Source organism: Ectopseudomonas oleovorans (assembly GCF_029845265.1).
Taxonomy (GTDB): Bacteria; Pseudomonadota; Gammaproteobacteria; order Pseudomonadales; family Pseudomonadaceae; genus Aquipseudomonas; species Aquipseudomonas oleovorans.
Genome location: NZ_JAOCLK010000029.1, coordinates 33,736 through 48,698, shown reverse-complemented (window position 1 = coordinate 48,698; position 14,963 = coordinate 33,736). Strand labels below are relative to the sequence as shown.

At 63.3% G+C, this 14,963-nt stretch carries 12 protein-coding genes; 5 read left to right on the top strand and 7 right to left on the bottom strand.

The features are described 5' to 3' along the window. Positions 1-65 precede the first annotated feature (65 nt). Genes pta through N5J71_RS15185 form a run of 3 tightly spaced genes read right to left on the bottom strand, consistent with a single transcriptional unit; the run spans position 66 to position 3,563 of the window. Positions 66-2,159, bottom strand: a complete 2,094-nt coding sequence (gene pta, locus N5J71_RS15195; RefSeq protein ID WP_116617985.1) for a phosphate acetyltransferase — start codon at positions 2,157-2,159, stop codon at positions 66-68. 9 nt (positions 2,160-2,168) lie between these two features. Continuing rightward, on the bottom strand, positions 2,169-3,353 hold the full coding sequence (locus tag N5J71_RS15190; RefSeq protein ID WP_279917169.1) for an acetate kinase: 1,185 nt from the start codon (positions 3,351-3,353) through the stop codon (positions 2,169-2,171). After that, on the bottom strand, positions 3,354-3,563 hold the full coding sequence (locus N5J71_RS15185; RefSeq protein ID WP_371254512.1) for a DUF3565 domain-containing protein: 210 nt from the start codon (positions 3,561-3,563) through the stop codon (positions 3,354-3,356). An 87-nt stretch (positions 3,564-3,650) separates the two neighbouring features. Here N5J71_RS15185 and N5J71_RS15180 point away from each other — a divergent pair, with 87 nt between their 5' ends. From N5J71_RS15180 to clpB, 4 genes are all read left to right on the top strand, one after another. Next, complete coding sequence (locus N5J71_RS15180) at positions 3,651-4,136, top strand: FKBP-type peptidyl-prolyl cis-trans isomerase (RefSeq protein ID WP_108235101.1); 486 nt, start codon at positions 3,651-3,653, stop codon at positions 4,134-4,136. Between the two features lie 180 nt (positions 4,137-4,316). Beyond that, positions 4,317-4,802 (top strand): glutathione peroxidase, encoded by a 486-nt coding sequence (locus N5J71_RS15175; protein WP_279917168.1) that lies wholly within the window; start codon positions 4,317-4,319, stop codon positions 4,800-4,802. A 134-nt stretch (positions 4,803-4,936) separates the two neighbouring features. Continuing rightward, positions 4,937-5,674 carry a nitroreductase family protein gene (locus N5J71_RS15170; RefSeq protein ID WP_279917167.1) on the top strand — a complete coding sequence of 246 codons (738 nt, stop codon included), beginning with the start codon at positions 4,937-4,939 and terminating at the stop codon, positions 5,672-5,674. A 119-nt stretch (positions 5,675-5,793) separates the two neighbouring features. Further along, on the top strand, positions 5,794-8,358 hold the full coding sequence (gene clpB / locus N5J71_RS15165; protein WP_074855253.1) for an ATP-dependent chaperone ClpB: 2,565 nt from the start codon (positions 5,794-5,796) through the stop codon (positions 8,356-8,358). Between the two features lie 200 nt (positions 8,359-8,558). Here clpB and dld read toward each other — a convergent pair whose 3' ends face one another. The 3 genes from dld to N5J71_RS15150 all read right to left on the bottom strand — a co-directional run bounded on the left by dld (position 8,559) and on the right by N5J71_RS15150 (position 13,191). Next, entirely contained in the window at positions 8,559-10,271 is a 1,713-nt protein-coding gene (gene dld, locus N5J71_RS15160; RefSeq protein ID WP_279917166.1) for a D-lactate dehydrogenase, read from the bottom strand. 4 nt (positions 10,272-10,275) lie between these two features. Next, the gene (gene lldD, locus N5J71_RS15155) at positions 10,276-11,415 is read right to left on the bottom strand and encodes an FMN-dependent L-lactate dehydrogenase LldD (protein WP_004424458.1); all 1,140 of its coding nucleotides are present in this window, start codon (positions 11,413-11,415) and stop codon (positions 10,276-10,278) included. An 84-nt stretch (positions 11,416-11,499) separates the two neighbouring features. Next, positions 11,500-13,191 (bottom strand): L-lactate permease, encoded by a 1,692-nt coding sequence (locus tag N5J71_RS15150; RefSeq protein ID WP_279917165.1) that lies wholly within the window; start codon positions 13,189-13,191, stop codon positions 11,500-11,502. 294 nt (positions 13,192-13,485) lie between these two features. Between N5J71_RS15150 and N5J71_RS15145 the strand changes: the two genes are divergently transcribed. Further along, positions 13,486-14,253: an FCD domain-containing protein gene (locus tag N5J71_RS15145; RefSeq protein ID WP_004424455.1), complete on the top strand. Its 768-nt coding sequence runs from the start codon at positions 13,486-13,488 to the stop codon at positions 14,251-14,253. A gap of 186 nt (positions 14,254-14,439) precedes the next feature. Here N5J71_RS15145 and smpB read toward each other — a convergent pair whose 3' ends face one another. After that, a complete protein-coding gene (gene smpB, locus N5J71_RS15140; protein WP_039965015.1) occupies positions 14,440-14,922 on the bottom strand; it encodes an SsrA-binding protein SmpB in 483 nt (160 codons plus the stop codon). Between the last annotated feature and the right edge of the window lie 41 nt (positions 14,923-14,963).

The window sequence follows — 14,963 nt, the reverse complement described above, 5'->3', positions numbered from 1 at the left end:
GTGGTGTGGGGCGCCGAGCGCGCCGCAGGCAACGCCTGTGCGCCACGGCGCGCCCGGCAGGCGCTTCAGTTCGGCAGATCGGCCGCCTGAATGGCCGTCAGTGCGATGGTGTAGACGATGTCGTCGACCAGCGCACCGCGCGACAGGTCGTTCACCGGCTTGCGCAGGCCCTGCAGCATCGGCCCGACACTGATGCACTCGGCGCTGCGCTGCACCGCCTTGTAGGTGGTGTTGCCGGTGTTCAGATCAGGGAACACGAACACCGTGGCACGACCGGCTACCGGGCTGTTCGGCGCCTTCTGCCGCCCGACGCTCTCGATGGCCGCGGCGTCGTACTGCAGCGGGCCGTCGATCAGCAGATCCGGGCGTTTCTCGCGAGCCAGGCGGGTCGCGGCCCGTACCTTTTCCACCTCCTCACCGCTGCCGGAGTCGCCGGTGGAGTAGCTGATCATGGCCACCCGCGGCGGGATGCCGAAGGCCTGCGCCGAGGCGGCGCTCTGCAGGGCGATCTCCGCCAGTTGTTCGGCATTCGGGTCCGGGTTTACCGCGCAGTCGCCATAGACCAGCACCTGATCCGGCAGCAGCATGAAGAACACCGAGGACACCAGGTTGTAACCCGGTGCAGTCTTGATCAACTGCAGCGCCGGGCGAATGGTGTTGGCGGTGGTGTGAATGGCGCCAGACACCAGGCCGTCCACTTCGTCCAGTGCCAGCATCATGGTGCCGAGCACCACGGTGTCCTCCAGCTGCGCCTCGGCCATCGGCGCGTTGAGGCCCTTGCCCTTGCGCAGTTCGACCATCGGCTCGACATAGCGACCGCGAATCAGGTCCGGGTCGAGAATTTCCAGACCTTCCGGCAGCTCGATACCCTGTGCTCGGGCGACTGCATGTACCTCTTCCGGCTTGGCCAGCAGCACGCAGCGGGCAATGCCGCGTGCCTGGCAGATGGCGGCCGCCTGAACGGTGCGTGGCTCGCTACCCTCGGGCAGGACAATGCGCTTGGCCGCTGCCTTGGCCCGTTGCACCAGTTGGTAACGGAACACCGGTGGCGACATGCGCAGCTCGCGGGGCGTGCCGCAGCGGGTGGTCAGCCAGTCGTGATCGATATGCCCGGCGACGAAGTCGGCAACCTTTTCCGCGCGTTCACGGTCATCCAGCGGGATTTCCTTGTTCAGACGGTTGAGGTGAGTGGCGGTGTCGTAGGAGCCGGTACTGACGGTCATCACCGGCAGGCCGCTGGCCAGGGCACCCTGGCACAGCTCCATGATGCGCGGATCCGGGGCGAAATCGCTGCACAGCAGCAGACCGGCCAGCGGCACGCCATTCATCGCCGCCAGGCTGGCGGAGAGGATGATGTCGTCGCGGTCCCCGGGAGTGACCACCAGGGTGCCGGGCTTGAGCAACTGCACGCTGTTGGCCACGGCGCGGGCACAGAGCACGATCTTCAGCATGCGCCGCTGTTCGTAGTCGCCGGCATTGAGGATGCGTGCGCCGAGCAGCTCGGCAATGTCCTTGGTGCGTGGTGCGTTCAGCTCGTCCTGCCAGGGAATGCAGCCGAGCAGGCGGAAGTCCTCGGTCTTGAGCAAGGGTGAGAACTCCTGCAGGCGTTCGGCGAAGGCCTCGATGCCGTCTTCGCTGCGCACCTTGTTGAGAATCACGCCGAGTACCTTGGGATCCTTCGGCCCGCCGAACAGCTGCGCCTGGATCTCGATACGATCCGACAGCTCGGTGAGGCTCTCATCCTCCGGTGCGCTGACCAGAATCACGTCGGCATCCAGGCTCTTGGCCAGGTGGAAGTTGACCCGCGCGGCGTAGCTGGCGTGGCGCGTCGGCACCATGCCTTCGACGATGACCACGTCCTTGTCGGCGGCGGCCTGCTGATAGAGGCTGATGATCTCTTCCAGTAATTCATCCAGTTGGCCATCGCCGAGCATGCGCTCGACATGGCTGAGCGGCAGCGGCTTGGGCGAGTTCAGACCGTGGGTGCGGGCGATCAGCTCGCTGGAACGCTCGGGTCCGAGGTCGCCGGCATGTGGCTGGGCGATGGGTTTGAAGAAGCCGACCTTGAGGCCGCTGCGCTCCAGCGCACCGACCAGACCGAGGCTGATGGAGGTAAGACCGACACCGAAGCCGGTGGGGGCGATGAAAAAGGTATGCATGAAATAGCCTCAGTCGAGCAGGGCAAGGGTATCGAGGGCGATCTGCCGCTCTTCATTGGTGGGTACCACCAGTACGCGCGGGTGACCGTCGGCGTGAATGGCACCGGCGACGCCACGAATGCAGCGCGCATTGGCCGCAGGGTCGAGGGTAAAACCGAGCAGGCCGAGGTGGTCGAGCGTCTTGCTGCGGATCAGCGCCGAGTTCTCGCCGATACCGCCGGTGAAGATCAGGCCGTCGAGCCGGCGCAGCGCACAACTCATCGCCGCCAGCGACTTGGCCAGGCGGTAGCAGAACACCTCGATGGCCAGCGTGGCGCCGGCATGGCCCTGTTCGCGGGCTTGTTCCAGGGTGCGCATGTCGTTGGACAGGCCGGACAGGCCGAGCAGGCCGCTGTCCTTGTTGAGCATGGCGTCGATCTGCTCCAGACTCCAGCCCAGGGTGCGCGCCAAGTGGCTGTGCAGGTTGGGGTCGACGTCACCGCTGCGTGTGCCCATCACCAGGCCTTCCAGCGGGGTCAGGCCCATGCTGGTGTCACGGCTGTGGCCGTTCTCCACAGCGCAGGTCGAACAGCCATTGCCCAGGTGGGCCACCAGCCAACTACTGGCCTCTGGCGGCAGACCGGTCATCTGTGCCGCTTTGTGGCTGACGTAGCGATGGCTGGTGCCATGAAAGCCGTAGCGGCGCACACCATGCTCACGGTACAGCGCGGCCGGTACGGCGTAGCGATAGGCGTGTTCGGGCAGACTCTGGTGGAAGGCGGTATCGAACACGGCAACCTGCATCAGGCCGGGAAACAGCTTCATCGCCGCTTCGATGCCCAGCAGGTTGGCGGGGTTGTGCAGGGGCGCCAGCGGCGCGACCTGGCGGATAGCCTGCAGGCTGATAGTGTCCAGGCGCGTGGCCCCGGAGAAATACTCGCCGCCGTGTACCACGCGATGGCCGATGCCATGCAGTTCGCCAGCGGCGACGCGCCGCACGATAGGCAGCAGGTGCGACAGCGCCAGGCGATGGTCGGCGCCGGCAATTACCAGGCTGTCGCGCTCATCACCCTGCTGCCAGTGCAGGATGGCTTCGGGGCTGCCCAGGCGTTCGGCCAGGCCACTGAGGGGGAAGTGCTCCTGGGCTTCGTTGACCAAGGCGAACTTGATCGACGAACTGCCGCAGTTGATCACCAGAATGTTGCGTGCAGGCATTTAGATTTCCTTGAATTCATCGTGCGACCGCTCCCCGGCACACCAGCCGCAGCCGAAGGGGCTGCCCAGTCTGGCCTGGCGCTGTTCGGGGTCGAGTACCCAGGGCCGATTCTGCCAGGGTGGTCGGTGGCGCACATGCTGAGTGTGACCACAGGACAAGACTGCCACCCAGTCGCCGTGCTCGTCCTGACGAAAATCAACGATACGCACAGCCCGTTTGTCCGGGTTCGGGTCGCAATCGTGGGCGGCCTTGGTTAAACTTACCCATTCATTTCTCTTTTGCAAAAAGGTCTCCCCATGCTGATCGCCGCCAACAAGGCCGTCTCCATCGACTATACCCTGACCAACGATGCCGGTGAGGTGATCGACAGCTCCGCTGGCGGCGCGCCGCTGGTGTATCTGCATGGTGCCGGCAACATCATCGCCGGCCTGGAGAAGGCTCTGGTCGGCAAGCAAGCCGGCGATGAGCTGGACGTTTCCGTCGAGCCGGAAGAAGCCTACGGCGAATACAGCGCCGAGCTGGTCGCCACCCTGAGTCGCGCCATGTTCGAAGGTGTCGATACCCTGGAAGTGGGCATGCAGTTCCACGCTTCGGGCCCGGACGGCAGCATGCAGATCGTCACCATCCGCGACATCGACGGCGACGACGTGACCGTCGACGGCAACCACCCGCTGGCCGGCCAGCGCCTGAACTTCAAGGTCAAGGTCGTAGGTGTGCGTGACGCCAGCGAAGAAGAAGTGGCTCATGGTCACATTCATGGCGAAGGTGGTCACCACCACTGAGTCGTCTGTCAGGCGACTTGCGGTCGTTCCGAGCGGAGCAACCGCTGCTAAGCTCAAGCTTGCGATCAAGGCGCCTCACGGCGCCTTTTTCATGTACTACGTAGGCGTGCTCATTCGCGGCCGCCTTGAAGGTTTACGGGCCTTGCGCCCGTTGTACTGGATTCGCCGAGGAAGTTCGTCATGAGTGCCTTTCACGATCTCAATCTGCGCGCGCTGGACGGTCAGGAGCTGCCGCTGGCGCCCTACAAGGGGCAGGTAGTGCTGGTGGTCAATGTCGCCTCCAAATGCGGCCTGACACCTCAATACGCCGGGCTGGAAAAGCTCTATCAGCAATACAAGGGCAATGGTTTCACCGTGCTCGGCGTGCCCTGCAATCAGTTTGCCGGTCAGGAGCCGGGCAGCGAGGACGAGATCCGCTCGTTCTGCAGCCTCAACTATGGCGTGACCTTTCCGCTGGGTAGCAAGCTGGAGGTCAATGGCCCAGGTCGGCACCCGTTGTATCGCCTGCTGGCGGGCGAGGGCGCCGAGTCTCCAGGTGACATCACCTGGAATTTCGAGAAGTTTCTGGTCGGCGAGGATGGCCGCGTGCTGGCGCGATTCTCGCCGCGCACCACGCCGGACGATCCGGCCTTGATCCAGGCCATCGAAAAAGCCCTGGGCCTGTGAAGTAGCAACGCCTGCGCTCGCTATTCTGGGCGCAGGTGAGGCTAATCGGCCAAATTCCCGGCCATTTCCCCTTGCCCCCTTGTTCTCATCGTCATCCGCTTGCCTAATCGGCCGACCTGCCGAGGAGTACGCCCATGACCAGCTTTCCCCACGAGCAACCGCCTGCCATGGCCTCACCAGGCGAGCTGCGTGCACTGATTGAAAGTCGCCGTTCAGTGCGCCGTTTCACCCCTGAGCTGGTGCCGGATGCGGTGATTCGCGATTGCCTAGAGCTGGCCGTGCTGGCGCCAAGTTCCTGCAACCTGCAGCCCTGGAGTTTTCAGGTGATTCGCGATCCGGCGCTGCTGGCGCAACTGCACCCGGTATGCATGAGCCAGAACGCCGCCCGTGCACCCTTGATCATCGCCGTGTTGGCGCGCCCGGATACCTGGCGCCAGGCCTGCCAGAACATCATCGAGCAGTGGCCCGAGGCCGACGTGCCGGCGCGCATCCGCCACTTCTACAGTAAGACTGCGCCGTTTCAGTACAACCAGGGGCCGTTGGGCCTGTTGGGGCTGTTCAAGCGTCAGTTGGTAAGGCTGATGGCGTTGCGCAAGCCGCTGATGCGCACGCCCAACAGCAAGGCCGACATGCGCCTGTGGGCGGTCAAATCCACCGCGCTGGCGGCGCAGAACCTGATGCTGGCCTTCCAGAGCCATGGTTATGCCACTTGTCCGATGGAAGGCTTCGACGAGCCGCGTTTGCGTCGTGTGCTGGATATCCCGCGCCAGGCCATCCCCATCATGCTGCTGGCCGTCGGGGGGCAGGGCGAGAAGGGCGTCTACAATCCGCGCCTGCGCTTTCCGCTGGAGCAGCAGGTGATCTGGCGCTGATCTGGGTCAACTCGTTGTCTCTTGAATACGGCGTAATCGTCCTTATCTAGTCTGCATCTCAGCGAGTTTCTTTTTTCGGGGATGTAGTCCCGGCCCGCCATTCTGGAGGAAGGACATATATGCGTATCGATCGTTTGACCAGCAAGCTGCAACTTGCACTCTCTGATGCCCAATCCCTAGCGGTGGGCATGGATCATGCCGCCATCGAGCCGCTGCACCTGATGCAGGCGCTGCTCGAACAGCAGGGTGGGTCGATCAAGCCGCTGCTGATGCAGGTCGGCTTCGACATCAATAGCCTGCGCCAAGGTTTGACCCGCGAGCTGGATCAGCTCGGCAAGCTGCAGAACCCCACCGGCGATATCAACCTGTCGCATGATCTGGCGCGTCTGCTCAACCAGGCCGACCGCCTGTCACAGCAACGCGGCGACCAGTTCATTTCCAGCGAGCTGGTGCTGCTCGCCGCCATGGACGAGAACACCAGGCTGGGCAAGCTGCTGCTCGGCCAGGGCGTGTCGAAGAAGGCCCTGGAAAATGCCATCGCCAACCTGCGCGGCGGCCAGGCGGTCAACGACCCCAACGCCGAAGAGTCGCGCCAGGCGCTGGACAAGTACACCGTCGACCTGACCAAGCGTGCCGAAGAGGGCAAGCTTGATCCGGTGATCGGCCGTGACGACGAGATTCGTCGCACCATTCAGGTTCTGCAGCGGCGCACCAAGAACAACCCGGTGCTGATTGGCGAGCCCGGCGTGGGCAAGACCGCCATCGTCGAGGGCCTGGCCCAGCGCATCGTCAATGGCGAGGTGCCCGATGGCCTCAAGGATAAGCGCCTGCTGGCGCTGGACATGGGCGCGCTGATTGCCGGCGCCAAGTTCCGCGGCGAGTTTGAGGAGCGCCTGAAAGCCGTCCTCAACGAGCTGGGCAAGCAGGAAGGGCGGGTGATCCTGTTCATCGACGAGCTGCACACCATGGTCGGCGCCGGCAAGGCCGAGGGCGCCATGGATGCCGGCAACATGCTCAAGCCGGCGCTGGCGCGCGGCGAGCTGCATTGCGTTGGTGCCACCACCCTGGACGAATACCGTCAGTACATTGAGAAGGACGCTGCGCTGGAGCGACGCTTCCAGAAGGTGCTGGTGGACGAGCCGAGCGAGGAGGACACCATCGCCATCCTGCGTGGCCTGAAGGAGCGCTACGAGGTGCACCACGGTGTGACCATCACCGATGGCGCGATCATCGCCGCGGCCAAGCTCAGCCATCGCTACATCACCGACCGCCAATTGCCGGACAAGGCCATCGACCTGATCGATGAAGCCGCCAGCCGCATCCGCATGGAGATCGACTCCAAGCCCGAGGAGCTGGACCGCCTTGACCGCCGCCTGATCCAGCTGAAGATCGAGCGCGAGGCGCTGAAGAAGGAAGACGACGAGGCCACCAGGAAGCGCCTGGAGAAACTCGAGGACGACATCGCCAAGCTGGAGAAGGAATACGCCGACCTGGAGGAAATCTGGAAGTCGGAGAAGGCCGAGGTGCAGGGCTCGGCGCAGATTCAGCAGAAGATCGAGCAGGCCAAGACCGAACTGGAAGCCGCGCGCCGCAAGGGCGATCTCAATCGCATGGCCGAGCTGCAGTACGGCATCATTCCGGATCTGGAGCGTAGTCTGCAGATGGTCGATGCGCACGGCAAGGCTGAGAACCAGCTGCTACGCAACAAGGTTACCGATGAGGAAATCGCCGAAGTCGTTTCCAAGTGGACGGGCATCCCGGTGAGCAAGATGCTCGAAGGCGAGCGCGAGAAACTGCTGAAAATGGAAGACCTGCTGCACCAGCGCGTCATTGGCCAGCACGAGGCAGTGGTCGCGGTGGCCAACGCGGTGCGCCGCTCGCGCGCCGGCCTGGCCGACCCCAACCGGCCGAGCGGCTCGTTCCTCTTCCTCGGCCCGACCGGGGTGGGCAAGACCGAGCTGTGCAAGGCGCTGGCCGAGTTCCTCTTCGACACCGAAGAGGCGCTGGTTCGCATCGACATGTCCGAGTTCATGGAGAAGCACAGCGTCGCTCGCCTGATCGGTGCACCGCCCGGCTACGTAGGTTACGAGGAAGGCGGTTACCTGACCGAGGCGGTGCGTCGCAAGCCGTATTCGGTGGTGCTGATGGACGAGGTGGAGAAGGCCCACCCGGACGTGTTCAACGTGCTGTTGCAGGTGCTTGAAGACGGCCGCCTGACCGACAGCCACGGGCGCACCGTCGACTTCAAGAACACCGTGATTGTGATGACCTCCAACCTCGGCTCGGCGCAGATCCAGGAGTTGGTGGGCGACAAGGAAGCGCAGCGCGCCGCGGTGATGGATGCGGTGGGCAGCCACTTCCGTCCGGAATTCATCAACCGTATCGACGAGGTGGTGGTGTTCGAACCGTTGGGCCGCGAGCAGATCGCCGGTATTGCCGAGATTCAGCTGCAGCGCCTGCGTAGTCGTCTGGCCGAGCGTGAGCTGAGCCTGGAGCTGACGCCGGAGGCGCTCGACAAGCTGATCGCTGTCGGTTACGACCCTGTGTACGGCGCGCGTCCACTCAAGCGTGCGATCCAGCGCTGGATCGAGAACCCGCTGGCACAGCAGATACTCGCCGGCGATTTCGCCCCGGGCGCGACGGTGCATGCCAAGGTGGACGGCGAGGAGATCGTCTTCGCCTGATCGATTGCCGCGTAAGCACAAAGGCCCGCCAAATCGGCGGGCCTTTGCGTTTGTAGCCCGGATGCAATCCGGGAAGTCAGCGTCAGGTTGCCCCGGATTGCATCCGGGCTACGGTGCAGCAGAACTATTGTGGGAGGGGCTTCAGCCGCGAACGTCGCCGCTGAAGCGCCTCCCACATCCGTAATAGCGGATTCAGCGTCTTAGCAGCAATTGCCCCAATGCTTCTTCTTCGAGGTGTGGCCGATGCCGGGGTTGAAGGTGTTGGTCGGGTCGAGTTCGCGGTAGAAGCCGGCCAATGCCGGCTTGGCCACGTAGAGATGGCCAACGTTGTGCTCGGCCGGATACTCGGCGCGGCGTTCGTCCAGCAGCTTCCACATGGCATGTTCCATGGCGAGCGGGTCATTACCTTTCTTGACGATATAGTCCTGGTGGAACACATGGCAGAAGAAATGCCCGTAGTACAGCTTGTGGATGATCCGCTCTTCCATCTCGGCCGGCAGCGTCTCGACCCAGTCGCGGTCGTTGCGGCGTAGGGCGATGTCCAGGGCGAGGATGTCTTCGACGCTGCTGCGGTGCGACTCGCGGTAGCGGATCGCGGCACCGGCCACGGCGAAGCGATGGAGGAAGGCCTTGCGTCCCTCATCGGCATCGCATTCGAAATAGGCGCCGCTGGTGCTGTTGGCGAAGTACTCGTTGAGGAAGCTGCGGGTCTGTTCCAACGTGTCGTTGGATACACGCACCAGCAGGTGATGCTCAAAACGGTCACGGTACTCGCGCATGCGTGGCGGCAGGTGGCTGGGCAGTAGGTTCATCAGGGCCTGGATGACCTTGTCGGTCACGCCACGCAGGCCGAAACGTTCGAAGAAGCCGTCGACCCGGCTCTTCATGGCGAAGGCAGCCGGCACCTTGGACGTACCGAACTTGTCGATCACCAGGAAGGTGTCCTTGCCGTATTTCTCGCCGATGTCGAAGGCGGTGCGGTGGATGTATTCCCCGGCAATTGGCAGGCGCGGCAGCCTGGCCAGCAGGTGGCGGCGAACTTCGGTCAGATCGTGCGGGTCGTTGCTGCCGATATAAAACACCGTGCTCGGCTCTTTCGGGAAGGTGTCCAGGCGCACCGCGAACAGGCACAGTTTGCCGGCCGAACCGGAGGCCTCGAACAGGCGCGATGGGTCGGCGTTGAAGCGCGCCGGAGTGTCGGCATCGACGTCGCGCACGTGCTCGCCGTAGCGCGCGTCGGAGGCCTTTGCCGTCTCTTCGTTGCGCACCTGCTGCGGTGTGTAGTCGCCGCTCTGCAGGCGGGTGAGGATTTCCTCCGGATCGTTGCCCAGCTCGATCCCCAGGTGGTTGACCAGTTCCAGCGAACCGTCATCTTTAACCTGTGCATACAGCGCCAGCTCGGTATAGGCCGGGCCACGGCGCACCAGGGCGCCGCCGGAGTTGTTGCAGATGCCGCCGAGTACCGAGGCGCCGATGCAGGACGAGCCGATCACCGAGTGCGGTTCGCGATTCAGCGGCGCCAATGCCTGTTCCAGGCGATCCAGGGTGGCGCCGGGCAGGCACACCACCTGCTCGCCACCGTTGATCAACTGTACGCCGGTGATGCGCAGGGTGTTGATCAACACGATCTCGCGGTCGTAGTCGTCGCCATCGGGAGTCGAGCCCCCGGTCAGGCCGGTGTTGGCCGCCTGCATGATGACGATGCGGTCGGCCGCTACTGCCGCCTGCAGGATGCGCCACTGCTCCAGCAAGGAGCCTGGGCGCACCACCGCCAGCACGTTGCCTTCACCCGTACGGTGGCCCTTGCGGAAACGCCGTGTGGCTTGTTCGTCGGTCAGCACGTGGCTGCTGCCGACGATCTGGCGCATCTGCGCCAGCAGGGCGTCACGGGTGATGGAGGCGGCAGCAGTCATTGGCTCAACGCTCCTTTACCAGTAGATCCGGAGTGATTTCGGCGATGGACTTGGCGCCGGTCAGCACCATGGCCACGCGCATTTCCTTCTCGATCAGATCGAGAAGGTTGCTCACACCGGCGCCACCGGCTGCTGCCAGGGCGTAGATGAAGGCGCGGCCGAGCAGCACGGTGTCGGCACCCAGGGCCAGCATGCGTACCACATCGAGACCGGTACGGATGCCAGAGTCGGCGAGGATTTTCAGCTCGCCCTTGACCGCGTCGGCGATGGCCGGCAGCGCCCGGGCGCTGGACAGCACGCCGTCGAGCTGACGTCCGCCGTGGTTGGAAACGATGATTCCGTCGGCGCCGAAGGTCACCGCGTCGCGGGCATCTTCAGGGTCGAGGATGCCTTTGATCACCATCGGGCCGTCCCAGAAGTCGCGAATCCATTCCAGATCCTTCCAGGAAATCGACGGGTCGAAGTTGGCGCCCAGCCAGCCGATGTAGTCGGCCAGGCCGGTGGGGTTGCCGCGATAAGCTGAGATGTTGCCCAGGTCGTGCGGCTTACCCAGCAGGCCGACATCCCAGGCCCACTGCGGATGGGTCATGGCCTGCAACATGCGTCGAAACGGCGCGTTCGGGCCGCTCATGCCGGAGTGGGCATCGCGATAGCGCGCACCGGGTACGGGCATATCGACGGTGAACACCAGGGTCGAGCAACCGGCCGCCTTGGCGCGCTCCAGGGCATTCTTCATGAAGCCGCGATCCTTCAGCACGTAGAGCTGGAACCACATGGGCCGGTCGATGGCCGGCGCGACTTCCTCGATCGGGCACACCGAAACGGTGGACAGCGTAAAGGGAATACCTTTGGCTGCTGCGGCCTTGGCCGCCTGCACTTCACCGCGACGGGCATACATGCCGGTCAGGCCGACCGGAGCCAGGGCAACAGGCATGGACAGCTGTTCGCCGAACAGCTCGGTGGACAGGCTCAGGTCGGACATGTTCTTCAGCACCCGCTGGCGCAGTGCGATGTCCGACAGGTCGGCAACGTTACGGCGCAGGGTGTGCTCGGCGTAGGCGCCGCCGTCGATGTAATGGAACAGGAAGGGCGGCAGCTTGCGCTGGGCCGCGGCGCGGTAGTCGGTGGAGGCAGAAATGATCATGGGCTCATCCTGTTACTAAAAAGAGAAAGCGTAGCCTGACGGAAAATGCCCCGACATGGTCGGGGCGCTTTCGTGTGACGAGGTTCAGTGCATCAGTGGGTCAGTCACACCCAGCACGTAGATCGCGATCATCGCGATGATGCCGGTGAACAGCACGTAGTACAGCGTCGGCCAGATGGTCTTGCGCAGGGTGCTGCCTTCGCGCCCGAGCAGACCGACGGTGGCCGAGGCAGCAACCACGTTGTGAATCGCCACCATGTTGCCGGCTGCGGCGCCGATGGCCTGAACGGAGACGATCAGTGCGCTGGAGATGCCCAGGCTGCTGGCCACGCCGAACTGGAACTGGCTGAACATCATGTTGCTGACGGTATTGGAGCCGGCGATGAAGGCGCCCAGTGCGCCGATACTTGGCGCCAGCAGCGGATAGATCCCGCCAACGCTGTCGGCCACCCAGCGCGCCATGAGGATCGGCATGCTGGCCAGCTCGGCGCCGTTGACACCGGAGTTGATCAGGATGCGCACCATCGGCACGGTGAACAGCAGCACGAAGCCGGCGCTGAGCAGCACGCTGGACGATTCCTTCACCGCCTTGCTCAGCTCACGCACCTTCATGCCGTGCAGGAAGAAGGTGGCCAGCACCACGGCGACCAGAATGCCCCCCGGCAGGTACAGCGGCTGGAAATTGGCACTGACGCCGGCCTCGCCGAGCAGGTCGGGGAAGTTCACTACCACGGCTTTCAGTGCATTACCCACTTCCGGGAATACGCGGCTGATCACCAGCAGGGCGCCGACCATTACGTAGGGCAGCCAGGCACGCAGCGCGCTCATGGGTTTGGCGGTCAGCTCGTCCAGTTTCATCTCGACACTGCCCAGCCACTCGCTTGGCCATTTGTCCGCCGGCGCGAAGTCCCAGGTATTCTTCGGCACCAGGAAACCAAAACGTGCGGCGCTGGTGACGATGGCCAGACCGATCAGGCCGCCCAGCAACGACGGAAATTCCGGCCCAAGGAAAATACCGGTAGCCGCGTAGGGCAGTACGAAAGCCAGGCCACCGAAGATGGCAAATGGCAGCACTTCCAGACCTGCTTTCCAGCTTTTTTCCTGACCGAAGAAGCGTGTCAGCATCATGACCATGATCAGTGGCATGACCACGCCAACGGTGGCATGAATGATCGCTACCTGGCTGGTGATCAGTTGCAGGAATTGCCCCCAGGACGAACCCTGTTCGACCAGTTGTGCGCCAATACTGGCGGTATCCAGGCCGGTGTTGATGCCAACGATGATCGGCGTACCGACGGCGCCGAAGGATACCGGTGTGCTTTGCACCAGCATGCCCAGCAAAACGGCGGCCATTGCCGGAAAACCGATCGCCACCAGCAACGGCGCGGCGATGGCGGCTGGTGTACCGAAGCCCGAGGCACCCTCGATGAAGCAGCCGAACAACCAGGCAATGATGATCGCCTGGATGCGGCGGTCAGGGCTGATGGTGGTGAAGCCGGCACGAATGGCGGTGATACCGCCGGAGTGCTTGAGGGTGTTCAGCAGCAGAATCGCGCCAAAGATGATCCACAACAGCCCCAGTGTGATCAGTAGGCCTTGCAGGGTGGAGGCGAGCACGCGGTTGAGGGTCATGTCCCAGGCGAACAGGCCGACAGCGGCAGTGACCAGGTAGACCAGCGGCATGGCGTGTTTGGCCGGCCAGCGCAGACCGATCAACAAGATTGCAGCAAGCAGGATCGGCGAGAACGCCAGCAGGGCGAGAATTCCGTTGGACATCAGGGCTTACTCCACACGAGCGCGCGTCTGGCGCGACAGGGATGAGGCGTTATCGAACTGGCTGGCAGCGTGTTGGGCTGTCATGGCGTGACCTCGAGGGGTTGTTGTTCTTGCTGGTTAAATTGGTAATACCAATTTACAAGATGGCGGGCTCAGGTTAAAAGTTGCTCAATAGGCTGTCAAATCGAGAGGCTAAGACTTTGGTCGTAGAGTGCTTGCTTGTTCAGCGAAGGGGGCGCTATAGGCTTGCCCTGTGAGGTCATCGGCTTGGTCAAACCAATGGAGATGTGGGTAATGGAAGTAGGTCAGGTGCGGCAGCGTCGTCTCTCTGATGACATCGTCGCGCAACTGGAAACCATGATTCTCGAGGGCACCTTGCGTGTCGGTGAGAGGCTGCCTGCAGAGCGTGCGCTGGCTGAGCAGTTCGGTGTATCTCGCCCGTCCCTGCGTGAGGCGATCCAGAAACTGGTGGCCAAGGGGCTGCTGGTCAGTCGCCAGGGCGGCGGTAACTATGTCGCCGAATCACTCGGCTCGACCTTCAGCGACCCGCTGTTGCAGCTGCTGGAGCACAAGGAAGACGCCCAGCGCGATCTGCTGGAATTTCGTCACACGCTGGAAGGCTCCTGCGCCTACTACGCAGCCAGGCGAGCTACTGATATCGATCGCCAGCGCCTCGCCGAAGCGTTCGAAGCCTTGCAGGATTGCTACGCGCGAGTCGGTAAGGTGACTCGCGCCGAGGAGGGGGCGGCCGATGCGCGTTTTCACCTGGCGATTGCCGAGGCCAGCCACAACGCCGTTCTGCTGCACACTATTCGGGGTTTGTTCGACCTGCTCAAGCGCAACGTGGTAACCAACATCGGTGGGATGTATGCCCAGCGCGAAGAGACCCGCGATATGCTGATCGGGCAGCACCGCGCGCTGTACCAGGCGATCATCGAAGGTCGCGCGGAAGACGCCCGCGAGCTCTCCAATCAGCACATCGACTATGTGCAGGAAGTCCTTTCGGAAGTGCAGCAGGAAGCTCAGCGCGTGGCGCGTGCGCAGCGCCGGCTGGGGTCGTAGGTGCTACAGGCTGTACTGGAGCCGGGCGTGTCGGGGGGCGGTCCGTTGGCGAAGCAATACGCTGTTGAGCCTCAACGGAATGTTGTGATGCCAGGTCTGGCATGGCGGACTATTCGCTTGGGTTCCTGAGTCCGCCCTACGCCTGTTGCATTTTGCATTGCTTGGACTTGCAGCCTGTCGCCGCTTTTAGTCGTCCTTGCCCTTGCTGCGCATCGCGCGTTGAACCTCGCGGTCGGCGTCACGTTCCTTCTCGGTGTGGCGCTTGTCGAAGTCCTTCTTGCCCTTGGCCAAGGCTATCTCGCACTTGATCAGATGCTGCTTCCAGTACAGCGACAGCGCTACGGCGGTGTAGCCCTTCTGCTGTACGGAGCCGAACAGCTTCTCCAGCTCGCGCTTGTTCAGCAGCAGCTTGCGCGTGCGGGTCGGGTCAGCGATGACATGGGTACTGGCGGTTTTCAGTGGCGTGATGTGGCAGCCCATCAACCAGGCCTCGCCGTCCTTGAGCAGCACGTAGCTGTCGACCAGCTGTGCCTTGCCGGCCCGCAGACTTTTCACTTCCCAGCCGGACAGCACCAGGCCGGCCTCGAACTTGTGTTCGATGAAATAGTCATGAAGCGCCTTCTTGTTCAGCGCGATGGTGCCTTGGGGATGTTTCTTTTGCTTAGCCATAGGACGCGCATTATAAGGAGTCGTCCGCGCCTGCGCCATGG